This window comes from Sulfuriferula multivorans (genome assembly GCF_003851125.1).
In the GTDB taxonomy this organism is placed as follows: domain Bacteria; phylum Pseudomonadota; class Gammaproteobacteria; order Burkholderiales; family Sulfuriferulaceae; genus Sulfuriferula; species Sulfuriferula multivorans.
Genome location: NZ_BGOW01000003.1, coordinates 216150 through 241124 on the forward strand (window position 1 = coordinate 216150; position 24975 = coordinate 241124).

21 protein-coding genes and 1 pseudogene are annotated in these 24975 nt (G+C 56.2%); 5 read left to right on the forward strand and 17 right to left on the reverse strand.

Annotated features, from left to right (window positions below; all coding sequences use genetic code 11):
* Nucleotides 1-465: 465 nt before the first annotated feature.
* Nucleotides 466-2193, forward strand: a complete 1728-nt coding sequence (locus EI185_RS03665; protein WP_124703759.1) for an N-6 DNA methylase — start codon at nt 466-468, stop codon at nt 2191-2193.
* Nucleotides 2190-3227, forward strand: coding sequence for a hypothetical protein (locus EI185_RS03670; RefSeq protein WP_124703760.1), 1038 nt, complete (start codon nt 2190-2192; stop codon nt 3225-3227). The genes EI185_RS03665 and EI185_RS03670 overlap by 4 nt, the downstream gene beginning before the upstream one ends.
* Nucleotides 3228-3987: 760 nt before the next feature.
* On the opposite strand, the gene EI185_RS03680 is transcribed toward EI185_RS03670, so the two are convergent.
* From EI185_RS03680 to ylqF, 5 genes and pseudogenes are all read right to left on the reverse strand, one after another.
* A complete protein-coding gene (locus tag EI185_RS03680; protein WP_223247648.1) occupies nt 3988-4875 on the reverse strand; it encodes an NAD(P)-dependent oxidoreductase in 888 nt (295 codons plus the stop codon).
* A gap of 158 nt (nt 4876-5033) precedes the next feature.
* Nucleotides 5034-5922: pseudogene (locus EI185_RS18325) on the reverse strand (LLM class flavin-dependent oxidoreductase).
* A gap of 117 nt (nt 5923-6039) precedes the next feature.
* Nucleotides 6040-6471, reverse strand: coding sequence for an Hsp20/alpha crystallin family protein (locus EI185_RS03690; protein ID WP_124703762.1), 432 nt, complete (start codon nt 6469-6471; stop codon nt 6040-6042).
* Between the two features lie 398 nt (nt 6472-6869).
* Complete coding sequence (locus tag EI185_RS03695) at nt 6870-7517, reverse strand: hypothetical protein (RefSeq protein ID WP_124703763.1); 648 nt, start codon at nt 7515-7517, stop codon at nt 6870-6872.
* Between the two features lie 119 nt (nt 7518-7636).
* Entirely contained in the window at nt 7637-8545 is a 909-nt protein-coding gene (gene ylqF / locus EI185_RS03700; RefSeq protein WP_124703764.1) for a ribosome biogenesis GTPase YlqF, read from the reverse strand.
* 108 nt (nt 8546-8653) lie between these two features.
* Between ylqF and EI185_RS03705 the strand changes: the two genes are divergently transcribed.
* Entirely contained in the window at nt 8654-10255 is a 1602-nt protein-coding gene (locus EI185_RS03705) for an NAD(P)/FAD-dependent oxidoreductase (RefSeq protein WP_124703765.1), read from the forward strand.
* A 61-nt stretch (nt 10256-10316) separates the two neighbouring features.
* A complete protein-coding gene (locus tag EI185_RS03710) occupies nt 10317-11159 on the forward strand; it encodes a ferritin-like domain-containing protein (RefSeq protein ID WP_124703766.1) in 843 nt (280 codons plus the stop codon).
* A gap of 66 nt (nt 11160-11225) precedes the next feature.
* Here EI185_RS03710 and EI185_RS03715 read toward each other — a convergent pair whose 3' ends face one another.
* The 8 genes from EI185_RS03715 to EI185_RS03750 form a co-directional block, all read right to left on the reverse strand.
* Nucleotides 11226-12017, reverse strand: a complete 792-nt coding sequence (locus EI185_RS03715) for an ABC transporter ATP-binding protein (protein ID WP_124703767.1) — start codon at nt 12015-12017, stop codon at nt 11226-11228.
* Between the two features lie 10 nt (nt 12018-12027).
* Nucleotides 12028-12918 carry a nitrate ABC transporter permease gene (gene ntrB, locus EI185_RS03720; protein ID WP_124703768.1) on the reverse strand — a complete coding sequence of 297 codons (891 nt, stop codon included), beginning with the start codon at nt 12916-12918 and terminating at the stop codon, nt 12028-12030.
* Between the two features lie 76 nt (nt 12919-12994).
* On the reverse strand, nt 12995-13408 hold the full coding sequence (locus EI185_RS03725; RefSeq protein WP_124703769.1) for a globin family protein: 414 nt from the start codon (nt 13406-13408) through the stop codon (nt 12995-12997).
* Nucleotides 13409-13434: 26 nt separating this feature from the next.
* The gene (locus EI185_RS03730; protein ID WP_124703770.1) at nt 13435-14724 is read right to left on the reverse strand and encodes a CmpA/NrtA family ABC transporter substrate-binding protein; all 1290 of its coding nucleotides are present in this window, start codon (nt 14722-14724) and stop codon (nt 13435-13437) included.
* A 257-nt stretch (nt 14725-14981) separates the two neighbouring features.
* On the reverse strand, nt 14982-15557 hold the full coding sequence (locus EI185_RS03735) for an ANTAR domain-containing response regulator (RefSeq protein WP_124703771.1): 576 nt from the start codon (nt 15555-15557) through the stop codon (nt 14982-14984).
* A 54-nt stretch (nt 15558-15611) separates the two neighbouring features.
* Nucleotides 15612-17297: a bifunctional protein-serine/threonine kinase/phosphatase gene (locus EI185_RS03740; protein WP_124703772.1), complete on the reverse strand. Its 1686-nt coding sequence runs from the start codon at nt 17295-17297 to the stop codon at nt 15612-15614.
* A 91-nt stretch (nt 17298-17388) separates the two neighbouring features.
* On the reverse strand, nt 17389-18600 hold the full coding sequence (locus EI185_RS03745) for a nitrate/nitrite transporter (protein WP_124703773.1): 1212 nt from the start codon (nt 18598-18600) through the stop codon (nt 17389-17391).
* A gap of 258 nt (nt 18601-18858) precedes the next feature.
* Nucleotides 18859-20031, reverse strand: a complete 1173-nt coding sequence (locus EI185_RS03750) for an amylo-alpha-1,6-glucosidase (protein ID WP_124703774.1) — start codon at nt 20029-20031, stop codon at nt 18859-18861.
* 187 nt (nt 20032-20218) lie between these two features.
* Here EI185_RS03750 and EI185_RS03755 point away from each other — a divergent pair, with 187 nt between their 5' ends.
* Entirely contained in the window at nt 20219-20500 is a 282-nt protein-coding gene (locus tag EI185_RS03755) for an antibiotic biosynthesis monooxygenase (RefSeq protein ID WP_124703775.1), read from the forward strand.
* Between the two features lie 25 nt (nt 20501-20525).
* On the opposite strand, the gene EI185_RS03760 is transcribed toward EI185_RS03755, so the two are convergent.
* From EI185_RS03760 to cobA, 4 genes are all read right to left on the reverse strand, one after another.
* Entirely contained in the window at nt 20526-20894 is a 369-nt protein-coding gene (locus tag EI185_RS03760; RefSeq protein ID WP_124703776.1) for a sirohydrochlorin chelatase, read from the reverse strand.
* A gap of 84 nt (nt 20895-20978) precedes the next feature.
* Nucleotides 20979-21317: a nitrite reductase small subunit NirD gene (gene nirD, locus EI185_RS03765; RefSeq protein ID WP_124703777.1), complete on the reverse strand. Its 339-nt coding sequence runs from the start codon at nt 21315-21317 to the stop codon at nt 20979-20981.
* 87 nt (nt 21318-21404) lie between these two features.
* On the reverse strand, nt 21405-23834 hold the full coding sequence (gene nirB, locus EI185_RS03770) for a nitrite reductase large subunit NirB (protein WP_124703778.1): 2430 nt from the start codon (nt 23832-23834) through the stop codon (nt 21405-21407).
* A 170-nt stretch (nt 23835-24004) separates the two neighbouring features.
* Nucleotides 24005-24760 carry a uroporphyrinogen-III C-methyltransferase gene (gene cobA, locus EI185_RS03775; RefSeq protein WP_124703779.1) on the reverse strand — a complete coding sequence of 252 codons (756 nt, stop codon included), beginning with the start codon at nt 24758-24760 and terminating at the stop codon, nt 24005-24007.
* Nucleotides 24761-24975: the final 215 nt, after the last annotated feature.

The following is a 24975-nucleotide window of genomic DNA, read 5'->3' on the forward strand; positions in this document are numbered from 1 at the left end:
TCGGCTCCGATTGTGTAAATCGGAACTCAGCGTTGCTCGGATGTTGGCTCGCTTGGCGTCAGGGGTGATCAGTCATCGTGGCCGCAGTGAATTCTGCTTTTCGGCCATTTCTGACGGTTGCAGAGAGACACCGGTAGTCTTCCTGTGTCCGCTTGTGGAACCATGGCCCAACTGGCGCTATCGGCCAGCAAGAGACGGTCAAGCAATCCAGTTCGACTGTTCTTGCTGACTTCGAGCGGCCATACAGTGGTGGCAAGGGGATTGACGTAAATCGACCCAATACGGCCACCGCTGTGACACCGAAAATTTCAGTAGTGAAAACAGGTGCGCCATATTTCTGGTATGAGGAATCAGTACTGCAAGCCATTTCAGCTGAGATCATTAAAAATGGGTAACTCGTTTGTTGATGATTCCGGCAAAAATATGCAATAATGAGCTGCTCATTAGTTTATTGATGGATTATATATGGCGAAGAAAAAAGTACTATCTGGAGCAGCTACCGATGCCGGGCTCAAGCCCGAGGAATCCGTTCGTCAGAGGGTAATCCGCGATCTTCGGCAATTGGGGTGGGCTGAGACGCGCCTCCGCTGGAAGCCGGAATGGCCAGTTCCGGCAACGCCGCACGACCTAACCAAACGCGAACGCGGTCAAAAATTTGAAATATGCGGTAGCACTGACTTGGTAGCGTTTGCGGACGATAGTGGCGAATGGCACGCACTTCAAATTATCTTTGAGTTCAAGGCTCCAAATATCGATGCTGGACGCTCACAACTTGTCCGCTACCTCAGCGCGGAACCAATGGCAAAAATGGGGTACTGGACCAATGGATCCCAAAGCCTTGCGATTTATAAGCGACATACTTGTGAATGGGTTTTTGAACAAGGCGCCGCGCTGCCTCACCCTAGTGACGACCTTACTCAACCCCCAACAACTCCCCCGACATGGAACACATTACGAATCCCTACCGAAGCAGAGCTGACAGGGGCATTAAAAAGACTTGTAGCAACCACGGTAGTGAGCGATGCCAACGTAAATCGCAGAGAAGAGCAGCTTCGGGAACTCCTTCACATCATTCTAACGAAACTCGAAAGTGACGCTATTTCCAGCCGTTCTGCAAATCAGGACAAACCAGTCAGCTTCCGAATCTACGGGGACAATCTAACTAAGGTCGCCTTAACTGCGAAGGAAATCCGGGACCAATTTAAGGCGTATTTTGATAAGCAGAGAACCAGAATCTTCCTGCCAAGCGATAGAGACGTAATTCTATTGAGCAGTGAAACGATATTTGCTGTTGTTGCTGAATTAGCACCTTTTCGCATCCTCGGTGATCACGTGGATCTTCTTGCCAAAGCCTTCCAAATTTTCAGGACGCAAGCTTTAAAGAGCGCGGAAGGTCAGTTTCTAACCCCGCTTCGTATCGTCCGTCCCGCTGTCATGGCAATGGATATCACCTCCGAAGACAAAGTTATTGACCCGGCATGCGGCACTGGCGGATTCATTGTAGAAACCTTGCGCCAAGTAACAGACCGTGAATTTCCTAGTGAGGCAGAAGCTTGGAACATGGTGAAATGGGCCAACGACAACCTGTATGCAGTGGATAAAGATGATATCGGCATTAAGCTGACTCGAGCCATCATGGTTGCGATGCGCGATGGCTCCACACACGCACTCCTTGGAGACGCTGTGCGAGTACATCACTGGGCGACAAAATACCCGAAACTTGCTCAGGAACTAAGTCAACCAGACAACACTGGTAACGATACCCCCGACGTTTATGAACAATTCACTGTAGTAATTACCAATCCACCGTTTGGTGAAAACCTGAAAGTTAAGGGTGCGGACTGCCGCGCGTCGAAATACACAATCTCGGTCGCCGCTGCAATGAAAGGCCCGACGGACTACTGCGATCTCGAAATCGGGCTAGTCTATTTGGAGCTAGCGCACCGACTTCTGCAGCTTGGTGGTCGTGTAGGGATTGTGCTTCCCGAAACATACTTTTTCAGCTTCTCTTATCGGTGGTTGCCTGGGTGGCTCAAAAATCGCTTCGAGCTACGCGGAATGATAAACATCCCAATGGAAGCATTTGAGGAATTCTGCCGAGCCAAGACCAACTTCTACATATTTGAAAAAGTCGGCCATGGGGCCGAGGAAGTTTGTGACGCTGATAACATAAACCCAATAAAGGAGGCATGATGCCCACCCACCGCCCATCTTGGTTCTCTGACGACAAAATTATGGTTTCAACTGCCCCCACTTGCGGACTGACCAAGGGGGGACGGCTACTGCCGAAGATCGACCCAGCTACCGGTAAGCGAATCCAAACAATTGACCCCGAGACGGGAGCCTCAATAGATGCAATTAACGATCAGCTTCTCGAAGATGTCGAAGCACTTGTGACTGGAAAGATCACGGAAACGCTACGTTTTGTCCCTCGAGCAGATGTAAGTATGCGACTAGCGGTACCTGCGTACTACGAATCCCGACACATCGAACGATTCCGGGAAGCCATGCAGGAAGAACGTTTTGCTGGATTCAGCTCCGCTACCATCGGCGAACTTGCAAAGAAAGGGATCATCGAAATCAGGAACGGACACGGCTCTCCCTCTCATGATCAACGTGTGGGCAAAGTTCCGTATATTAAAGTATCGGACTTACGGGCTGGGATGGTGAACATCAATCCAACGAACCGTGTCCCGAAATCTGTTGCCGAAGCTTTTTGGCGGGGTCCCTCATCAGGACTCCGGGCATTTGATCTTATTTGCCCAGAACGAACCTCTAAGAATATCGGTGACTTTTGCATGTTAATGCCCGGCCAGGAGCAAGTCGTTACGACGAAAGAAGTGATTGTGCTAAGACCCGGGTCCAATGCAGATTTTGATGCCTTTTACCTGCTATGGGCGATGACCCTAAAAGTGGTTCGGGATCAATGGAAGCGGGTTGTCTTCATGCAAACGAACCGGGAGGATGTTGGATCTCGCTATCTCGAGATAGAAATTCCGATCCCACCTAACCGGGGGGTTGCGGATGCCGCTTCATACGCTTTCCGGCAGTACTACACGTCCATCGCTGATGCGCGTGTATTTCTTGGTAAGTACCTGTCAGAAGTCGGAGATCATCACTTTTTCGTTTCTGGCGCAGAAATCTCCGAGCCGGAAATCGAGCTAATCGATGATCAAAATGATTTGGCAGATTTAGGGACCACAGTGATTCCAAAAGTCTCGGGGTGATTTTTTAGGACACTCTCTTTGTGGATTCAAGCCTACTTACGCTCCGAAACGGACGGTGGGCCTGTAGACCGTGACAGGCACAGTTCCGGGTCGACAGTACGCATTCGTAGATCAGGAAAGCGGACGCTCGCCATGGCGGTTCTTGAGTTCAGCGCATCTGACCGCTTAGGCCGATTATGCACAGTCCTCGATTATGTGAAGTGGTTGGCCTGACTGACCGTAACGGCTCGATTTGATGCAATCACCAAGGGTTGCACCTTGCCATGAAGCGTCATTGGCGAGGTAAAAAATCACAACCGATGCGCGCCTGCTGTTGATAGAAGCCGCTATTCAATGGCAGTGATTCATCGACAGAAACTCGACCAAAGCAGACGGGGCGATTTCCTCGAAAGGCATTATGACTGGTAAACGGTCTATTCCACGCCCACCGCTTTGTTCTACGCTTTCGGTTTTCTTCCAGGGGCTGCAGGCGGAATATATCCCGCCACTCGACAGAGCGTCGCCTCACTCTTCTTGCCTTTTTCAAACCGAATCGAATGGCACGCGATCACCGCCCCACTGGCTGTTAGTTTTGATACGGAGAGGCGCACGTTCGCCAGTGAGATGCCTGTGTCATGGGCGATCTCCGAGTCTAGTTTCTCGCCGTGTTTTTTAAGGTATTGCAGAATCTGGTGCAACGCAAATACTCCCCACGAACATTAAAAAAGCAGTCGAAGTGTTGGCGCCATGGTGAAAATTCATTAAAAATTTCGCAACACACTCAACCAGAAATGATCGCCGCATCTTTCGCAGCAAGACTGCCTACGGCTGACCAGTCGAGATTATCACCGCCATGAGCCGCCAAATCCAGAAAACGATCGCGCAAGATACTGGCAAAAGGCAGCGGCACTTTCAAATCCTCGGCTGCGGCCAGAACCAGTCGCATATCTTTTTGGCCCAGGTGAGCGGCAAACCCGGCAGGTTCAAAATGGCGATCGGCAATCATGCCACCGTAGTTCTTGTACAGAGGTACATTGAATATGCTGGAGGTGAGCAGATCAAGATACTGATGCCGATCTACGCCGCCTTTTTCCACCAGCGCCATGGCCTCGCCCAGCGACTCGATCACCGTTGCAATCAGGAAATTGCCACTCAACTTCACCAGATTCGCCTTTTCAGGATCATCTGACACGATGAAAGTACGCTGACCCAGAATGTCCAGCAATGGTTGGATCTTTGCGATGAGCTCGGGTTTGCCCGCCGCGACCATGAAAAGCTTACCGGCTGCGGCGGCATCCGGCCTGCCGAATACAGGCGCCGCAATAAAACCCTGCTGTTTTTCACGGTGCGCCTCGGCAAGCTGTGCGGACAAGGCGACGCTTACGGTGCTGCAGGAAACGTGTATGGCGCCGGGCTTGAGATGCTCCAGAATGCCGGAAGGGCCCAGCGTCACTTCACTCAGCGCGGCATCATTGGCCAGCATGGTGAATACCACATCGGCATCGCAAACTTCCGCAATATTTTTCGCGGCCCTGGCCCCTGCCGCAATCAGCGGCTGCATCCGTTCTGCAGATCGGTTGTAGACGGTCAGCTCGTATCCTGCCTGACACAGGCGGGAGGCCATGCCTGCGCCCATTTTCCCCAGTCCGATAAATCCTGTTTTCATCATTCTTCTCCAAAAAGCAGATCAGTGTTTTTTATAAATTCGCCATGTTGATGAGTTCGATATCCGAGACAATGTCATGTTGGGCACAAAAGTCCAGCATCCAGTGTTTCGCGTATGCCCTCTGATAGTGAGAAGCGGGAGCCCAGGTTGAGGGAGGGTTGTCACCGCAGCATTGCGCGGAGCTTGGCGGTGATTTCATATGACCTGAGACGCGCAGAATGATCGAAGATCTGCGACGTGATCATCAATTCATCCGCCCCGGTTTGTTCGATGAACGCTTCCAGTTTAAGCTTTACTGTGTCGCTGGAGCCAATTGCCGAGCATGACAGAACCTGGTCCAGCAGGGCCCGTTCCGGGGGACCGATGCGATTCATATAGCCGTTCTCGGGTGGCGGCAGACGCTTGGGATGGCCGCTGCGCAGGCTGACAAATGCTTGCTGCATTGATGTGGCGAGAAATTGCGCGTCCTCTTCCGAATCTGCCGCAAACACGTTGAAGCCGAGCATCACATACGGTTTCTCCAGATGGGCAGACGGCTTGAAATTGGCGCGATACAAGGCAAGCGCCTGCATCATTTGTGCGGGCGCAAAATGCGACGCGAATGCATAGGGCAGACCCAGCTCAGCAGCCAGCTGTGCGCCAAAAAGACTGGAGCCCAAAATCCATATCGGTACATTGAGCCCCGCGCCCGGAACGGCACGAACCGCGTGCCGTTGCGTCGCCGCGAAGAAATCCATCAGTTCGACGACGTCCCGGGGAAAGCGATTCCAGCGTTCCGAACTGTTCGGCGATCACCAGAGGCGAATGGTTGGGCAACATGATCCCGCCGGCACCGACGCGGATGGTCGAGGTGCCGCCCGCGACATGCCCGATCAGGACAGCGGTCGCGGCGCTGGCAATGCCGGGCATACCATGATGCTCGGCCAGCCAGAAGCGCTGGTAACCCCAGCGCTCTGCGTGCCTGGCAAGATCAAGCGTGTTGCGAAACGACTGGGCAGCGTTGCCGCCTTCGGTGATTGGAGATAGATCGAGGATGGAAAAGGGGATCATGCGTTCGACATGGGAGCGATAGCCACAAAGACAAGATTAAATCCGAACTATGTTCGTGAGGCGAAACCCCATATCCATAAAAAAGGCGGCTAACGCCGCCTGGAAAATGAAAATGCTTTAATGGATTTCCAGCCGTTTTGCGGAGGCTGCTGCCTTTTTCGGCAAGCGTAGCTCCAGCACGCCATCATGGTACTTCGCCTCTGCGGCCGCATCGTCGATGTCGTTGCCCAAGGTAAAGCTGCGATAGGCTTTGCCGAAGTAGCGTTCCGAGCGCAACAGTTTTTCACCATCCTTGTTCCCGGTTTCGCGCTTGACTTCAGCACTGAGCGAGACCTGGTTGCCATCGATGGTGACGTGAATGTCTTCCTTTTTCACGCCGGGTACATCGGCATGCACGGTGTAGCCCTGTTCATCTTCTTTCACATCCATCTTGATTTGTACGACGGCCTCGCTATTGGTAGCGCGCACCGGGCGGAAAAAGCCACGGAACAGGTCATCGAATGGTTCGACAGTGAAATCAAAAGGGCCGTAACGGGAAATATTTGCCATTTCAAAACTCCTTCTTTTCAGGTTGATCATCAGGCAGTCAATGGACTGCCTTCCCACATCGTAGATTTGGCTGCGCTGAAAAATTTCAAGCGTCGGGCAGAGTAATGATCGGCCGCCGCATCCGGCGGAAAGGCTAATAACCCTTGCAACATGGCGTGTTTCGATTCCGGAATTTTCAGGCCGCAGTGCTCCTATGCGTCGTCACTGGAGTCTTGCAGGATGGTGGGAATGCTTCGAAAATCATGCCGGTGAGGATTTTTTCCCCCGATCTTGAATGACGTCAAATTCCTGATACTAATAATTTCGTGGGTTGCATTGGGCATAAAACACTGGACTGGTTGAGTCTTGACGCTGGTTGGTAGTTCAACCCCCGTGGCAGATGACCGCATCCATTACATTCAATCATTGTTTGTAGGCAACTCTGCGGCGCTAATATTTTGTTGCTGTTGTTTGGTCAAGTACGCAATCTGTGAAAATGTTGCATCGAATACTATTGTTGCGCTTTTAAGATCTTCCATATTGTTATGCAGATCAGTTTCAAGCCTGGATAAATCTTGTCGAATATTAATGAGCTGATTACGGTGGTTGCTAATTTCGTCTTTATCCAGGCGTAATATGCTATTAGCCTGTGCCAAATCGCTATTCATAGAAGCCAGCAAACCTGCAAGTCGATCATGAATAATGGCTATTTTGTTCAGCGATTCTAGTGCATTAAGATGAATATCCATTACTTCAGGTGTTTCAGGCTTGAATTTCCCCAAGGTTTTTTCTATAGCCCTAACTCTTGAGGCAATTTTTAATGCCTTATCCGGTAGGGCAATATCAGAGGCTATTGGTTTATTAAGGACGGCGTTTAGTTCATTTGAGATTGCATTGACATCTGCGGCGTTATAAGCGTTTTCAAAGCGGGTAATGTCCTCAAGAATTTGTTTTGCATGCACCGCTTTTGAATCTTCATTTTTAGGCTGATGATCTGCTGTTTTTGAACAGGATATTAAAGCCGCTGATGCCACAATAATTAGAATAGCCGTTTTTTTAATATCCATATTTTTGGTGCCTATTTTGGGTTTGTGGAGGAGAAGAGCGCCGCCAGTTTTACCAGCGCAGGCAAACAGCACTGCCTTGAATTTGCTCAGTACCCTCTCTGTCCACGGCGGCAGCGGTTTCAGTCCGCATTTCGTCCAAGTTCATCTTCATCGACCTGTTCTGGCTCTGTGCCAGTCAGCAGCATGGCTTTGCGCTGCTCCGGGGTTTCCAGGCTGACGCGTCCCAGCGAGCCGTCACGATAATCCTGCAACAGTGTCAACGCAGCTTTTTCCAGGTCGGCTTCGCCGCCCTTCAAACGGTAACCGCGGCGTTTGGCGATGGCCTCGATGACGCCGACGCCATCCATTTCATCCAGCGTAAAGCCATAACGCGCCTGCAACAGGGCCGGGTAATTTGCAACCAGGCTGTCGGCAAGGAACGTAGCCACTTCTTCGTCGATCACCGCGTTGCGCCCCACTGCATGACTGGCTGCCAGCATCAGGCCGTCGCGTTCGTGTTCGATTTTCGGCCACAGCATGCCGGGGGTGTCTATCAGCGTCATGCTGTCGTTGAGTACCAGCCGCTGCTGGCTTTTGGTCACCGCGGGTTCATCGCCCACCTTGGCTACACGGCGTTTGAGCAATGCGTTCATCAAGGTGGATTTGCCGACGTTGGGGATGCCCATGATCATCATGCGCAGCGGTTTGATCGGCGTGCCGCGGTGCGGTGCCAGGGCCAGGCAAAGCGCAGGGATTTTGGCGACATCGGCAGCTTTTTTGCATGACAGTGCCACCGCCTTGACGCCCTTTTGGGCGTTGTAGAATTTGAGCCAGGCTTGCGTCGCTGCCGGGTCGGCCAGATCGGCCTTGTTGAGGATTTTCAGACATGGGCGTTGACGTGCGAGGCGCAATTCGGCAATCATCGGATTGCTGCTGGCTTCGGGCAGGCGTGCGTCGACGACCTCGATCACCATGTCGGTCTGCGCCATGGTTTCGGCGGCCTTTTTGCGCGCCGCGGTCATGTGTCCGGGATACCATTGGATGGCCATGCGTAATTTACAATCTAATCAAAAGCTTATTTTACCCCAGGCAAGGCCTGCGTGCCGTCTGCCGTTGCACGGTAAAATGGCCTATTGGCTCCTGATTGAAGGCAACACATGCTGCGTATCACCGAACTCAAGCTCCCGCTCGACCATCCTGAAGCCGCCCTCAGGGCGGAAATACTGCGCCGCTTGGGCATCGCAGACGAAGCGCTGCTCGGCTACACGATATTTCGACGCGGGCATGATGCGCGCAAGCGCCCGCTGATTACCTTTACCTATACGCTGGATGTCGAGGTCAAAGACGAAGAGGCGGTGCTGCGCCGCCTGAAAAATGACCGGCAGATCGCGCGCGCGCCGGACACCAGCTACCATTTTGTCGCCCAGGCTGCGGCGCATCCAACTCAGCGTCCGGTGGTTATCGGCACCGGGCCGTGCGGCATGTTTGCCGGGCTGATTCTGGCGCAGATGGGGTTTCGCCCCATCATCCTGGAACGCGGCAAGGCGGTGCGCGAGCGCACCAAGGATACCTGGGGCTTGTGGCGCAATGGGGTGCTGAATCCGGAATCCAATGTGCAGTTCGGCGAGGGCGGCGCGGGCACGTTTTCGGACGGCAAGCTCTACAGCCAGATCAAGGACCCCAAACATTTGGGACGCAAGGTGATCGCCGAATTCATCAAGGCGGGTGCGCCGCCGGAGATTGCATTTGTCAGCAAGCCGCATATCGGCACGTTCCGGCTGGTCGGCATGGTAGAAAAAATTCGCGCCACGATTGAATCGCTGGGGGGCGAAATACGCTTTCAATGCCGCGTGGATAATCTGGACATCGAAGATGGCAAGGTGCGCGGCGTGACGCTGGCCAGCGGCGAGCACATCGCTGCACGCCATGTGGTGCTGGCGGTGGGACACAGTGCTCGCGATACCTTTGAAATGCTGTACCAGCGCGGTGTGCATATCGAGGCCAAACCGTTTTCGGTGGGATTTCGCATCGAGCATCCGCAGTCGCTGATAGATCACTGTCGTTTTGGCGATCGCGCCGGCCATCCTGAACTGGGAGCCGCCGACTACAAGCTGGTCCATCATGCGCAAAATGGCCGTGCGGTATACAGCTTTTGCATGTGCCCGGGCGGCACTGTGGTGGCGGCGGCTTCCGAACCGGGGCGCGTGGTCACCAATGGCATGAGCCAGTATTCGCGCAACGAGCGCAACGCCAATGCGGGTATCGTGGTGGGCGTCACCCCCGACGACTATCCTGGTCATCCGCTGGCCGGGATTGCTTTTCAGCGCCATTGGGAAACGCAAGCGTTTGAGCTGGGCGGCCGTGATTACTGTGCGCCGGGGCAATTGGTGGGCGATTTTATTGCCGGGCGCGCGTCAAACGAATTCAGTACGGTGTTGCCGTCCTACACGCCGGGCGTGAAGCTGGGTACGCTGGACAGCAGCTTGCCGGATTATGTTATTGCGGCAATACGAGAGGCACTACCGGCGTTCGACAAGCAAATCCGCGGTTTTGCCATGCATGATGCGGTACTCACCGGCGTGGAAACGCGCACCTCGTCACCCATACGCATCACCCGCAACGAAGGCTATCAGAGCCTCAATACGCAGGGCCTGTATCCGGCAGGCGAGGGCGCCGGATACGCAGGCGGGATTTTGTCTGCTGCCGTAGATGGCATCAAAGTTGCTGAGGCCGTAGCATTGGCTATTGTTAGACAATAGAACCTCAGACACCCGTTTTGGTCAGACCTCATACAATAAACAACAAACAGGTGAGTTTAATATGCCAGACCCGGATACACATCTACCCTTTGGCGCACCCCATCCATGGTCGTTAGACCAGATTGCATATGATCGCATCGCGCACGAGAACATTGTCAACGAAGAGACGTGGTTTTATGTATTGGCGGGCGCATCATTTGTGGAGAGTTTTTCTGATTTATTCACCCACAATCTGCTGGGCCATATGGAGGGCGATACCGAAGTCACCCAATGGTTGAGCGAGCGCTGGGAACCGGAGGAACTGCAGCATGGCCGTGCCTTGCGCCGCTATGTGGAAACGGTATGGCCTGCGTTTGACTGGCAGGCTGCGTTCGATGGTTTCTGCGCGGATTATCGTCCGTTCTGCAAACCCGAACTGCTGGAGCCCACGCGGGCGCTGGAAATGGTGGCGCGCTGTGTTGTGGAAACCGGCACCTCGGGCCTGTATGGCTTATTGCACAAGATCAGTCCGGAACCCGTGCTGACCGCACTGGTAGGGCATATTCGCAGCGACGAAGTGGGACATTTCAAATATTTTTACCATTTTTTCCTGCGCTATCGCGAGATAGAGCGTCCGTCACGCTGGCAAGTGGCACGTGTACTGCGGGAGCGATTGGGCGAGATCGGTCAGGAAGATGCCTACCTGGCAGTAAAAAACGCATTTGAGGTACGCAACCCGGGACAGAAATTCAGCCCCAAAGATTTTCAGCACTTCCAACACACCGCCGGACATTGGGCGCGCGCCGACTACCCTTACGAAATGACGGTGAAAATGCTGCTCAAACCGATGCGCCTGCCTGGCTTTATCAACCGCATGGCAATGCCGCTGCTGATGCGACAGGCACAACGCGTCGTCGCGCCGTGATGCACGCCATGCGCGGCAGGTACTGGTTATGGCGTTGCTCGAAGCATCGACAGCACCCGGCTAGATTCAGGCTGCAGGCCGCATCTGGCGCTGGTACAGGAACTCCAGCACGCGCGCGCGCAAGTGATGGTAATGCGCGTTGTTGGCCAGCTCCAGGCGGTCGCGCGGCTGTGGCAAGTCCACCGTGAGGATTTCGCCGATGGTGGCAGCCGGACCGTTGGTCATCATCACAATGCGGTCGGACAGCAGCACCGCTTCGTCGACGTCATGGGTCACCATGATGACGGTGCTTTGAGTGGCGGCAACGATTTTCATCAACTCGTCCTGCAGATGTGCGCGGGTCAGCGCGTCGAGCGCACCGAACGGTTCGTCCATCAGCAGTATTTTTGGTTCCATCGCCAGCGCGCGGGCAATGCCGACGCGTTGCTTCATGCCGCCGGAGATTTCATGCGGGCGTTTGTGCGCGGCATGGGCAAGCCCGACCAGAGCCAGCGCGTCAACGGTACGCTGTTTGAGTCTGGCTTTGCTTTCCTGGCGACCAAACACGCGCTCCACAGCGAGGTAGATGTTGTCGTGGCAAGTGAGCCAGGGCAACAGCGAATGATTCTGGAATACCACGCCGCGTTCCGGCCCCGGTCCCTTGATCTCGCGTCCGGCACAGAGCGCCATGCCGCTGCTGGCATCCTGCAGACCGGCCACCACGTTGAGCAGGGTCGATTTGCCGCAGCCGGAGTGGCCGATGAGGGTAAAAAATTGTCCCTGAGCGATGTTCAGATTGATATTGTGCAACGCGTGAAATGCGCCTTTTTTGGTGGGGAACGTGACGTCCACTTTTTCCAGCTGTACAAATTTTTCCATGACGGTTTCCTTATTCGTAGCTAAAGCGCTTGGCAATCAGTACCAGTATCTGTTCCAGCAGCAGGCCGACAATGCCGACCACGAAGATGGCAATGATGATGTGTGCGACGTTGAGGTTGTTCCACTCGTCCCATACCCAGAAGCCGATGCCCACGCCGCCGGTGAGCATTTCAGCCGCGACGATCACCAGCCAGGCAATGCCGATCGACAGGCGCACTCCGGTAAGTACGTGGGGTACCACGGCGGGGAACAGGATGCGGCTGAATATCTTCCACTCGGACAAATTCAGCACGCGAGCGACGTTGAGATAATCCTGCGGTATCTGACGCACGCCGACTGCAGTGTTGAGTACCATCGGCCAGATGCTGGAGATGAAAATAACCCAGATCGAGGCCGGCTCGGCGCGGTGGAATACCAGCAGGCCTATGGGTAGCCATGCCAGCGGGGATACTGGCCGCAGCAGGCTGATGATGGGTGCGGTCATCGCTGCAAGGAATTTGAAACGGCCGATCATGAAGCCCAGCGGTATACCGACCAAGGCGGCTATGCCAAAGCCCAGGCCCACCCGATAGAGCGAATACAGGATGTTCCAGCCGATACCCTGGTCGTTGGGGCCATTGTTATAAAACGGATGGGCGAATAATGCCTGCGCCGAAATCCAGGTTTTGTAGGGGCCGGGCAGGTTGCTTGTTTCCTGTGCGATCAGTGCCCAGATGCCAAGAAAGGCTGCTATGCCCAACAAGGGTGGGATCAAGACGCGCAACACGGCGCCGAGCTTTTCCCTGGCGTTGAACGCAGGTTTGGTCACGCTGGGTTCGGGTTGTGTAGGTTGAAGCACAGTCGGTGCTGAGTTTTCCTCAGCGGTCGGACTGTGTTGAAGGGTTCCGTATATAGCACTCATGGTGAATCTCCTTAATTGCTGTTTGCCGCGCGCATATGACGGTTGTCAGAGTGATCAGCCGGGGCAATAACGGGCGTCATGTCGTAGCGCACGCAGCCTGCTTCATGGCGGTGGCCAGTGTGGTGTAGGCGTTGACCCAGGCCAGCTTTACGGCCGGCGTGAAGCCCTCGCCCAGGCCTTGGCCGAGCGTCCAGATCAATGCCTCTCCCACGGTGTCGTAGTGATGGTCTTTCACCCCGTAACCGACATGGCGTCGTCCCAGGTCTCCAACGGCACCCAGAATCGGTCCCAGCTGGTCGAGGCTGTTGACCACCGTGTTGATCATGGTCATCAGCTTGCGCCCCTGCTCGGCCATGTCGCCTTTGAACAGGCTGCGCAAGGAGGGGTCCAGTTCAAACAGCCGGGTGTAAAACAGGCCTGCGGCGGTGTCCTTGATGGGCAGAACCTGTTGCCAGCTGGATTTGACCAGCGTGATTTGCTCGGGTGTCATGATTATTTCCTTGAATGTTTGTGGGACTAAGCCTTGATCTTGAAACCGTTGGCGTATTTCTTCGGATCCGTGCCGTCCCACACCACGCCGTCGATCAGCTTGGCGGAGCGCATCGGGCTCTTCGGCACGGCAATCTTGAGCTGGGTGGCGGCCTCGGTATAGAGCTTGATCTGGTTGACCTTTTGCGCCTCGGCCAGATAGTCCGGGTCGGTCTTCAGCAGGCCCCAACGCTTGTGCTGGGTAAGGAACCACATGCCATCGGAGAGATAGGGGAAGTTCACCTTGCCGTCGTTGAAGAATTTCATGTAGTTCGGATCTTGCCATTTTTTGCCCAGGCCGTTTTCGTACTGGCCATGCATGCGGCCTTCAATGGAGTCGAAATCGGTGTTGACGTAGGCTTTGTCGGCGATGATTTTGGCGACCTGGGTGCGGTTGCTCATGGTGTCGATGTAGCGTGAGGCATCCAGCACAGCCATGATCAGGGCGCGCGCCGTATTCGGGTGTTTGGCGACCCACTCGGCGCTGGTGCCGAGAATTTTCTCCGGGTGGTCTTTCCAGATTTCCTGAGTGGTGACGGCGGTAAAACCGATCTTGTCATGGATGGCGCGGGCGTTCCACGGCTCGCCCACGCAAAACCCGTCCATGTTGTCCACGCGCATGTTGGCTACCATTTGCGGCGGCGGCACGGTAATCACCTTGGCTTCGGTGAACGGGTTGACGCCGTAGGTCGCCAGCCAGTAATACAGCCACATGGCGTGTGTGCCGGTCGGAAATGTCTGGGCGAAAGTGTATTCGCGCGGCTCGGCCTTGATCAGTCTGGCGAGGCTGACGCCGTCCACCGCGCCTTTGCTCTTGAGCTGGTCGGATAGCGTAATTGCCTGGCCGTTGTTGTTCAGCGTCATCAGGTTGGCCATGTCTTTCTTGGGTCCGCCGATACCCATTTGCACGCCGTAAATCAGGCCATACAACACGTGCGCTCCATCCAGTTCGCCGTTCACCAGCTTGTCGCGCACGGCGGCCCAGGAGGCTTCCTTGCTGGGGGTGATTTTGATGCCGTATTTTTTGTCGAAACCCATCACGCTGGCGATGACTACCGAGGCGCAATCGGTCAGCGGAATGAAGCCGATTTTGACCTCGGTTTTTTCCGGCGCGTCGGAGCCGGCGGCCCAGGCCCCGCTGCGTACGCCGGGTGCGACCAGGTTCATCAGCGCGGCAGCACCAAGGATGCCGGTGGATTTTTTGAGGAAATCACGGCGCGTGTTTTCCGGGGAGGAAGAGGTAACGTCAATTTGGCTGTCGTGCGGCTGGTTGCTCATTGTGGCTGGCTCCGTATGTGCGTGCAGATTGCCGTCTCCGGTATCTGCAAAATAAAAAAAACGCTTGCGGAGTGCCGCCCGCCGTTGGACAGGACTCAAGAGCTATACAGCAAAGGCCGTGCCACATTGAATTAAACAATGTAACAAGTTGATTTGCTTAAATTAAACCCACTTTTTTTGGAAATCCGGATGAGGTGTGCATGATTGAACGCGCACGATGGCAGTGCACACGATTCGTGTTTCGGCACAACGATGGTTCAGCTACTCTGGCCAAGCTGCTGCAAAATGGACTCGGCGATTTCCACCAGGCGGCGGTTTTCAGACATGGCGGCACGACGCATGGCGTGGTAGGCAGCATCCTCGGATAACCCCTGATGAGCCATGAGTTTTTGCTTGGCGGCGTCAACCACGCTGCGTTCATGCGTCTTGCGCGCCGTTTCAGCGGCGTTCTGCAGCAGGAGCTGGTGCTCTTCAAAGCGTACCCGCGCCACTTCCAGTATCGGCCGGATGCGTTCAGCGTCCATGCCATCCACCACATAGGCAGATACACCGGCTTTGAGTGCCGCCCGTATGGATTCGCTGGCATCATCCGGGGTAAACATGACCACCGGACGCGGACAGTCGCGCGTGGCAATGCATAGGTGTTCAAGGGTATCGCGGTCGGGTGAATCGGTACCCATGATAATGACGTCCGGCGCATGCTTGGCGACTGCGGCGGCAAGATCAAATGCCGAACTCACTACGTCGGCTACCGTATAGCCTTGATCGCGAAATGACTGTTCCAATTGGGCGGCGCGGGTAGCGTCATGATCGGCGATCAGTACTGTCAACATGGCGTATCCTTCAAATACAAAAAGACGGGCTACCGAATCAAGCAAACACTGTGCTTATGTCACGATCAATAGATAGATCAGAAACAAATTAAGCACGATGGAAAACACCGCGACGGTCTGCCAAACCCGTGCCGGGTCACGCGCCAGCAGCGGTGTACGACGCGGTGCACCGAGCGGGCGGAGTTCGCCCTGTTCCAGCGCCAGCAGCATTTCTTCCGCGGTCTCAAAACGGTTTTCAGGGTTGACTGAGACGGCTTTCAATAACAGATTTTCCAGCCACTGCGGGATCTCCGGGCGGTAGCGTGTGGGTGGGGTCGGATCACCAAATCGGGGATGCTGAAACGGCTCGATTTCGCCGTAAGGATATTTGCGCGTGAGCAGGTAATACAGCGTGACCCCGGCGGCATACAAATCACTTTGTACCGTAGCGGCAGCGCCGGTGATCAGCTCGGGCGCCATGAAACTGGGCGTGCCCGCACCGCCGCCCGTGTCATGCAGGCTGCTGCTGGCGGCGACGCCAAAATCCAGAATGCGCAGCTTGCCGTCTTCGCCCAGGTGCAGGTTGGCGGGCTTGATGTCGCGGTGCAGGATGTTGAGCCGGTGCAGCACACCCAGCCCCTTGGCCAGGCGGATGCCGGTTTGCGTGGCTTCAGCGATGGAAAAATGCCGGCCGGCGTCCAGGTGCTGCTGTAGCGTGGCGCCCGCGTGCCAGCTCATCACGTAGTACAGCGCCGAGCGTTCATCTCCCGCCAGCGGCAATACCTGCGGGAAGTAATGGGCGATGACCTTTTTTGCCAGCCATTCTTCCTGGATCAGCGCCGCGGCAAATTCGGGCTGGTTGGCAGCCGGAGGCAACGTTTTCAATACCCATAGACGCCCGTCGCTGCGTTTGCGCACCTTGTAGAGAATGGACATGCGCGATTCGTGCAGCACTTCAATCACTTCAAAATCATCCAGCCGGGTACCCGGTTTGAGCCGGGGCGGTACCGGCAGGCAACGTTCGGCGGCGAGATGATCGCGCAGGTTGTCCTCCGCTACCGCGTCCACGCGCACCACTACGGCGCTGGCGTTGTCCTGGCCCCCCTGTTTGTGCGCCAGCCTGACCAGCACGTCGGCGGCCTGCGCCGGGTTGCGGTGCAGGTTGAGCGCGCTGTGCATGCCGAGGTCGCCGAGCGGCTCCCATACCCCGTCCGATACCAGCACAAACACATCGCCGGTCTGCAACGCGCCTTCGGCAAAGTCCGCCATCAAGTGGCTGTCCAGCCCCACCGCGCGCTTGAGTACGTGGCGCATGTCGGGCCTGTCCCACACGTGATCGGTGGTGAGCTGGGTGAAGGTCTCGCCGCGCAACCGGTAGATGCGTGAATCGCCCACGTGTGCCAGATGGTAGCGCTGACCGCGCAGCACCAGCGCCGACAGCGTGCACGACATGCCGGCCAGGTCGCGGCGCGTGGTGGCCTGGGAAATCAGCCAGCGATTGATGGCGCCGAGCACCTTGTCCAGCGCATGTTGCACCTCCCAGGTGTCGGGCGTGGCGTAGTAGTCGGCGAGCAGCCCGCGCACCGTATACTCCGCCGCTTCGCGTCCTCCCGCAGTGCCCGACACGCCATCGGCCAGCACCGCCAGTGCGCCCTTGTCGGTGAGCTGTGCGCCCTCCGGCGTGACAAATCCGCAGAAATCCTCGTTGCGCTCGCGCGGTCCGGCAGCAGAGGTGTGGGCTATGGTGAGTTGCAGGGGCATGGAAGAAGCCTGATGGACGGGACAGACAGGATAACCCGGCGCTGAGTAATTTGATTTCCAGCGCGCGTCCTGCCCGGCCCTTTCTGATGTCCTAAATCCGCGCACCTGCCACGCCCGGTGCACCCCATGTGGTGCGCCAGCGGGTTTTGACCTTGGCCAGCCCGACCAGCGCCACCAGTGCCAGGCAGGCAAAAATGATAAAGCCGGCCTGGTAGCTGCCGGTGAGCTGGCGCGAATATCCCAAGCTGGAAGCGAGATAGAAGCCGCCCACGCCGCCCGCCATGCCGACCAGACCGGTCATTACGCCGATTTCGCGACGGAAGCGTTGCGGCACCAGCTGGAATACTGCGCCGTTGCCCATGCCCAGCGCCAGCATCGCCGGTACGATCACCACCAGCGCCAGCAGGGGCGTGGGCATGCCTACGCTCACTGCGAGCAGGAACAGAGCAGACAAGCTGTACATGATGAGCAGGCTGCGGATGCCGCCGATGCGGTCTGCCAGCATGCCGCCGAAGGGGCGCACCAGCGAACCGGCGAATACGCAGGCGGCGGTGAAATACCCCGCGGTGACCGGCGACAGACCGTATTGCGTATTGAAATAAATGGTGAGGCTGGACGCCAGCCCGACAAAGCCGCCGAAGGTGACGCTATAGAAGAACATGAACCACCATGCATCCTTGTCGCGCAATACATGCAGGTACTCAGCCATGGATTTGGCGGGCGGGCATTCCGGGCTGTCCTTGGCGAACAGCAGATAAACCGCCAGCGCCACCCCGAGCGGAATCAGCGCCAGGCCGAACACATTGTTCCAGCCGAATGCCACCGCCAGACCGGGAGCGAACAACGCCGCCAGCGCAGTGCCGGAATTGCCCGCCCCGGCGATACCCAGTGCGGTGCCCTGATGTTGCGGCGGATACCAGCGCGACGCCAGCGGCAACGCGACTGCAAACGCCGCACCGGCAAAGCCGAGCAGCATGCCCAGAATCAATACTTGCTGGTAGCTATGGATGCCACCCAGCCAGGCCCAGCCCAGGCTGCCAATCACGATGAGTTGACCTATCAGCCCGGCTTTTTTGGGTTTGAGATGATCCACCAGCACCCCCATGACGATGCGCAACAGCGCTCCGGCCAGGATCGGCGTGGCCACCATCATGCCTTTCTGTGCGGCGTTCAGCCCCAGATCATTGGCAATCTGCACGCCGAGCGGGCCCAGCATCACCCACACCATGAAGGACAGGTCGAAATACAAAAAGGCGGCAAACAGCGTGGGCGTATGCCCGGCTTTCCAGAATGATTTATCCATTTTCAGCTTCCTGCGGTCACGGTTATTTTAAATCCGGCGCTCTACGGGCCGCCGCTCAGCACGGTTTAATGCAATGCGCGTGCCAGGTATTTAAAACATCAGCAAGATGCTGTTTATAAGAAGAGTTTAATTTTTGGTTGCGGATATTTTCTGGCAAAAACGGCCATCGCGCCTCTGCTTGGTGCGCGCGTAAGCTGCGCTGCACCGAAGCGGTGAAAAGATGCAGCCGACAGGGCTGCCTGCGAACGCAGTAATTCGTTAAAACACCTTGTTCGTCAACGCGTGATGGGCCAGTAAAAACATTGCCGCATTCCACGACTGTCCAGGCATGCCGCGCGGCTCGCCGGTCTTGCCGTGGAACCATTCGTTGAATTGCCATCCGTTCACGGCGTTGGCCCGCGCGATTTTTTCCAACATATTCTGTGCGAGTTGCGTCTTGCCGAGAGCCGCGAGCGCCATCGACCAGAACCCACCGATGAATGGCCAGACACCGCCATTGTGGTACTGAAATTCAAGGTTTTGACGATGGCGCCCCATATAGGAACGCCACAATGGATTGGTGCTGGTGATAGGGTCGAGCACACTTGCTCCCGGATACGGCTGATTCACCGAGGCCTGTTGCAACGCATGCAGGATGCGGTTGGCAGGCCCATCGTCGGCGAGGCCGAGCAGGATGGCGAGCAGGTTGCCCAACACGTCACCTTCTTCGCCCCAGAAGGAAAAATTGACGAAGCTCAGGTAGAGTTCACCACGCTTGGCACCATTGCGCACATAGTGGGTGAGTAATCGTAGCCGCTTATAGTCCGGCATCTGGTTGGAGAAGGGATAAAACAGGTGGTTGAAGTGAAATTTTGTTTGCTGCGCGTGAGGTAGCGCATACAGGCGTTTCACGTAGTACCAGAGGGTGTTGCTGTACAGCACGAAACCGGAGCGCGGCATGATGTCGGCCCAGTCGCTGGCCTCGTCCTGCCGCACCAGGAAAATCTGCGGGTGCTCCTGGCATTGTAGCCAGACCAGAGCCTTGCTGATCTGCTGCGCGAGGATTTCCTCGATTTGTTCGCCGGGCTCGTGGCGGGCATAAAACTTGATCGCAATCAGCCACCACAGCGTCGCGTCTATGCAACCCAGATACCAGAAATCGGCCTGATCGGCATCCGGGTCGACATATTTAGGAATCTGTCCGTTTTCGGCCTGATGGCGCGCCAGGGTAATGAGCCCGTTTTTTGCGCCTGCGTGGAGCTCTGGATCGCCTGAAACCAGCATGCCAAGTGCACAAATGGCCGCGTCCCGGCCGAACACGCGGGTGTAGCGACGTTGCTCGGCTTGAGGCGAGCGTGAAGCCGCCAGGATGCCGTGCGGCGTCAGGTTACGCAGCAGCAATTGCCGGGATTCATGGAGACAATCGTGCAATAGAGAGGAGGCTAAAGGCATTTAAGTATGAAAAGAGGGTCTTCAGTTTTTCGCATTGCCCGTACTCTTCCACATATCATGCATATTTACATCTTTTAAATGCGATCAACGCCAGTTCGGCTTGCTGGGCATACGGGCTACCGCCATCCTGTTGTGAAACGGGTGCTCAATTCGCGAACCGGCCAGGCTCAATGTAAAGGAATATGAAGTGCCCTATGTTCTGATCATTCATGAGGTGGAAGATTACCCGGCCTGGAAAGAGATTTTCGACCAGGCGGCGGAAATGCGAAAGCATGCGGGCGAAATAAGCTACCAGCTATTGAAATCCGAGCGCGACGCAAACCACATTGTTCATTTTTCAGAATGGTCTTCGCTGGAACGCGCACGGCGTTTTTTCGAGTCTCCTGAACTGGTGAAAATACGAAAACAGGCGGGCGTAAAAACCCCGGATTTTCTGTATCTGCAAGCGCTGGAAAAAGGCGTGCTATAGGGGAGCGTTGCTTCGGGTGTGCCGGTCAACCCGGCAGCGACGCAACCAGCCAGGCAGCAATCGCTGCCAGCAGCGTGTCGCTTTCACCGAGTGCAGGCAGGGTGTCAAACCCAACATTGGGATAGCGTGTACGCAACGCGTCCATCAGGATAGGAAAGTCGTGGCGCAAGTGGCCGCCGGGGCCAAGGAATAATGGTGCCACCGTGACATGACTGGCACCCGCCCCGATTTGCGCGGCAACCGCTTCGGCCAGACTTGGAGTCATCAGTTCCAGATAGGCCAGGCTTACCTGCCAGCCCGGGCGCTGGATGGTGACCAGTTCGGCAAGGCGCTGGAATGGCGCCGCCCATCGCGGATCGCGCGCCCCGTGGGCGAACAGCACCAGCCCGTTCATCGCCGCGTCGCGCTCAGAGCATTTCGATACGGGTGATGCTGTTCGACGACAGCGGGATAGCTCAGGCCGCTCATGGCGGATCGCTCAGGCAGCGCAGACGGCGACGATTTGTTTGATGTCCAGCCACACTACGCCAGCCTCATCCACCTTCACCTGCAAACAAGACGCATGCCCTTCGTCGGGTGCCTCGGCCGCGCCGCTGTCCAGGCCGATTTTCCAGCCGTGCATCGGGCAGGTTACGGTCTTGCCGGCGACGATGCCCTGTGACAATGGGCCGCCCTTGTGCGGGCAATGATCATGCAGCGCGAAGACCTCATCGTTGCCGGTACGAAAGATGGCGATGTCGCCTTGCGCGGATTTCACCACGCGTGCGCCAAGGCTGGGAATTTCGTCCAGCGTGCAGATTTTTTTCCATTCGCTCATTTGTTTCCTTCGTTTCATATGTTGCCACAGAGCCCGCAGAGAGGACGCTAACGCGGATTTCCTCTGAGCTCTGTGGCTAAAAAGGTTTTAAACCGTCAGCATCTCGAATTCGTGTTTCAGAACACCTTCTTTGGCGCGTTCCACCCAAGGGTCTTTTTCCACCTGCAATGCAAATATCATGCGTGCGTGCAGTTCGCGTCGATTCGCTGCGTCTTCGAGTACACGCTGCTTGATGTAATCCATGCCGACGCGATTGAAGTAATGCACAGTGCGTTCCAGGTAGAAGCCTTCCTCACGGTAGAGCTGGAGAAAAGCGGCGGTATATTCCATCACTTCTTCAGCAGTCTTCACCTTGACGAAGAAATGCGCGACTTCGGTTTTGATGCCGCCGTTGCCGGCGATGTAGATTTCCCAGCCGGAATCCACGCCGATGATGCCGACGTCCTTGATCGCCACTTCGGCACAGTTGCGCGGGCAGCCGGATACTGCCAGCTTGACCTTGTGCGGTGCCCACATTTTCCACAGCGCTTTTTCCAGATCCACGCCGAGCTGGGTGGAATCCTGCGTGCCGAAACGGCACCATTCGCTGCCCACGCAGGTCTTCACGGTGCGTAGCGCCTTGCCGTAGGCATGGCCGGATGGCATGTCCAGGTCGGCCCACACACCGGGCAGGTCCTCCTTTTTCACCCCGAGCAGGTCAATGCGCTGGCCACCGGTGACCTTCATCGTGGGGATCGCGTACTTGTCGGCGACGTCGGCAATGCGGCGCAGCTCGCTGGAATTGGTCTGCCCGCCCCACATGCGCGGAATCACCGAATAAGTGCCGTCCTTCTGGATGTTGGCGTGGGCGCGCTCGTTGATGAAGCGCGATTGCGGGTCATCCGCCGCCTCGCCCGGCCAGGTGGAGATCAGGTAGTAGTTCAATGCCGGACGGCAGGTGGAGCAGCCGTTGGGCGTGCGCCATTCCATAAAATCCATGACTTCCGGAATGGACAGCAATTTGTTGTCGCGGATGACCGCGCGTGCCTCGGCATGGGTATGATCGGTGCAGCCGCAGATGGACTTGGTTTTGGGCGCTTCGGAATAATCGCCGCCCAGCACCGAAGCGAGCAATTGCTCCACCAGCCCGGTACAGGAACCGCACGAAGAAGAGGCCTTGGTGTGCTTGCGCACGTCCTCCAGCGTGAACAGGCCTTTTTCCTTGATTGCCTTGACGATACTGCCCTTGCATACGCCATTGCAGCCGCAGATTTCCATTTCATCGGTCATGGCGGCGGCGCGGTTGTGGCCGGTATGGCCGAGATCGCCGACATGGCTCTGGCCGAACATCAGATGGTCGCGGATGTCGGAAATGTTGCGGCCTTCGCGCAGCAACTGGAAGTACCAGGCGCCGTCGACGGTATCCCCGTACATCACCGCACCGGCGAGCTTGTTGTCCTGGATCACCAGCTTTTTGTAGACGCCGCCCACCGGGTCGGACATCAGGATTTCCTCATAGCCTTCGCCACCGGTGAAGTTGCCAGCCGAAAACAGATCGATGCCGGTGACCTTGAGTTTGGTCGAAGTGACCGAGCCGGTGTAGCGTCCGATACCGAACTCGGCCAGGTGATTTGCGGCGACTTTGGCCATTTCGAACAGCGGCGCCACCAGCCCGTAAGCGGTGCCGCGATGGTTGACGCATTCGCCGACGGCGTAGATGCGCGGGTCGTAGGTTTGCATGGTGTCGTTCACTACAATGCCGCGATTGCAGTGGATGCCGGCTGATTCCGCCAGTGCGGTATTGGGGCGGATGCCCACGGCCATCACCACCAGGTCGGCCGGCACGGTTTCGCCATCCTTGAACTTCACTGCGGCTACGCGTCCGGATTCACCGCTTACCAGCTCGGCCGTGTTTTTTTTCAGCAGGAACTTCAGCCCCTTGTCCTCCAGACTTTTTTGCAGCAGTTTGGCGGAGGACTTGTCCAGCTGGCGTTCCATCAGCCATTCATTGATGTGCACGACAGATACGTCCATGCCGCGCAATTTCAGGCCATTGGCAGCCTCCAGCCCGAGCAGGCCGCCGCCGATCACGACTGCGTGCTTGTACACCTTGGCGGCATCGATCATGGCATCGGTATCGGCAATGTCACGATAGCCGATCACCCCGGGCAGATCATTGCCGGGGATAGGCAGGATGAAGGGGTTGGAACCGGTGGCGAGAATGAGCCGGTCATACTCCACTGCGGTTCCATCGTCCGCAGTAACCACGCGTTGCTTGCGATTGATATGGGTAATTTTCTTGTTCAGATGAAGCGTAATGCCGTTGTCGCGGTACCAATCCACATCATTCAGCATGATGTCCTGAATGGTCTGTTCGCCCGCCAGCACCGGCGACAGCAAAATACGATTGTAGTTGGCATGCGGCTCGGCGCCGAATACCGTGATGTCATACAGATCCGGCGCGAGTTTCAGCAATTCTTCCAGGGTGCGCACACCCGCCATGCCGTTGCCTACCATTACCAGGTTCATCTTTTTCATTGCGATATTCTCCATGAGGCTGGATGCTTATTAATTAAAATCTAACTTACCACAGAGGTCACAGAGCACACGGAGACAAAAGCCTGCGATTTAAGCAACCTGCTATATTTTGTAGGCCTTGTTCTTCTCCGTGGCCTCTGTGATCTCTGTGGCGAAAACGATTTTCTAACTCACGCGGCCTTGACGGCAATCCGTGTACAGGTTTCGATGTGTGCCAGGCTGGCGACTTCTCCAATCACCATGATGGCCGGGCTGCCTATGCCAGCCTGCTGCGTTGCGGCTTGCAGATTTCCTAAATTGCTTTTGATTTGTCGCTGCTCGGCGAGCGTGCCGTTTTCAATGACGGCCGCGGGTGTGGTGGCGGGCAATCCGGCTTCGAGAAGCTGTGCCACGATTTCCGGAAGGTTTTTGATACCCATGTAAATCACCAGCGTGGTACGTGCTGCCGCCAGCGCCGCCCAATTCACGCTGTTGCCGTCGCGCGTGTGGCCGGTGACAAAGGTCACGCCAGGCGCCCAATCGCGATGGGTCACGGGAATCCCCAGCGCCGCGGGCGCGGCCATGCCGGAAGTAACGCCGCTGATTATTTCTACCGCGATACCTGCTGCGCGCAAGGCCTCAACCTCCTCGCCACCGCGCCCGAACATGAATGGGTCGCCGCCCTTGAGCCGTGCGACTACTCTGCCGGCGCGTGCTTCCGCGATCATCTGGCGGTGGATGAAAGCCTGCGGTGTCGATTGGCAGCCGCCGCGTTTGCCGACCTCGATGATGCGTGCGTCAGCGCGTGCATGGCTCAGCACGGCGCGGTTCACCAGATCGTCAATCAGCACCACGTCTGCGGCGTTCAGCTTGCGCACCGCTTTTAATGTCATCAGTTCAGGATCGCCGGGACCTGCACCGATCAAATAGACTTTGCCTGCTTGCATGATGCGACCTTAATTTAAAATGAAATGCGTTAAACACTCCTAAGCAATACTTATGCCCATTCATTTGTATCGATATAACTTATTGTATTTATATATAAATCTGTATTTTTACCGGGAGCGCGCCGGGCAAGGCTCGCACCCATGCAGTGCAAGACAAAATCGCATGCACCATGATGGGTTTGGATTAAAAACAGGATTCGCTGATGCTGGACAAG

Excerpts from the sequence above, each read along its gene's own strand:
- EI185_RS03665 (WP_124703759.1), top strand. The coding sequence starts at position 466 with ATGGCGAAGAAAAAAGTACTATCTGGAGCAGCTACCGATGCCGGGCTC.
- EI185_RS03670 (WP_124703760.1), top strand. The coding sequence starts at position 2,190 with ATGATGCCCACCCACCGCCCATCTTGGTTCTCTGACGACAAAATTATG.
- EI185_RS03680 (WP_223247648.1), bottom strand. The coding sequence starts at position 4,875 with ATGATGAAAACAGGATTTATCGGACTGGGGAAAATGGGCGCAGGCATG.
- EI185_RS03690 (WP_124703762.1), bottom strand. The coding sequence starts at position 6,471 with ATGGCAAATATTTCCCGTTACGGCCCTTTTGATTTCACTGTCGAACCA.
- EI185_RS03695 (WP_124703763.1), bottom strand. The coding sequence starts at position 7,517 with ATGGATATTAAAAAAACGGCTATTCTAATTATTGTGGCATCAGCGGCT.
- ylqF (WP_124703764.1), bottom strand. The coding sequence starts at position 8,545 with ATGGCCATCCAATGGTATCCCGGACACATGACCGCGGCGCGCAAAAAG.
- EI185_RS03705 (WP_124703765.1), top strand. The coding sequence starts at position 8,654 with ATGCTGCGTATCACCGAACTCAAGCTCCCGCTCGACCATCCTGAAGCC.
- EI185_RS03710 (WP_124703766.1), top strand. The coding sequence starts at position 10,317 with ATGCCAGACCCGGATACACATCTACCCTTTGGCGCACCCCATCCATGG.
- EI185_RS03715 (WP_124703767.1), bottom strand. The coding sequence starts at position 12,017 with ATGGAAAAATTTGTACAGCTGGAAAAAGTGGACGTCACGTTCCCCACC.
- ntrB (WP_124703768.1), bottom strand. The coding sequence starts at position 12,918 with ATGAGTGCTATATACGGAACCCTTCAACACAGTCCGACCGCTGAGGAA.
- EI185_RS03725 (WP_124703769.1), bottom strand. The coding sequence starts at position 13,408 with ATGACACCCGAGCAAATCACGCTGGTCAAATCCAGCTGGCAACAGGTT.
- EI185_RS03730 (WP_124703770.1), bottom strand. The coding sequence starts at position 14,724 with ATGAGCAACCAGCCGCACGACAGCCAAATTGACGTTACCTCTTCCTCC.
- EI185_RS03735 (WP_124703771.1), bottom strand. The coding sequence starts at position 15,557 with ATGTTGACAGTACTGATCGCCGATCATGACGCTACCCGCGCCGCCCAA.
- EI185_RS03740 (WP_124703772.1), bottom strand. The coding sequence starts at position 17,297 with ATGCCCCTGCAACTCACCATAGCCCACACCTCTGCTGCCGGACCGCGC.
- EI185_RS03745 (WP_124703773.1), bottom strand. The coding sequence starts at position 18,600 with ATGGATAAATCATTCTGGAAAGCCGGGCATACGCCCACGCTGTTTGCC.
- EI185_RS03750 (WP_124703774.1), bottom strand. The coding sequence starts at position 20,031 with ATGCCTTTAGCCTCCTCTCTATTGCACGATTGTCTCCATGAATCCCGG.
- EI185_RS03760 (WP_124703776.1), bottom strand. The coding sequence starts at position 20,894 with ATGAACGGGCTGGTGCTGTTCGCCCACGGGGCGCGCGATCCGCGATGG.
- nirD (WP_124703777.1), bottom strand. The coding sequence starts at position 21,317 with ATGAGCGAATGGAAAAAAATCTGCACGCTGGACGAAATTCCCAGCCTT.
- nirB (WP_124703778.1), bottom strand. The coding sequence starts at position 23,834 with ATGAAAAAGATGAACCTGGTAATGGTAGGCAACGGCATGGCGGGTGTG.
- cobA (WP_124703779.1), bottom strand. The coding sequence starts at position 24,760 with ATGCAAGCAGGCAAAGTCTATTTGATCGGTGCAGGTCCCGGCGATCCT.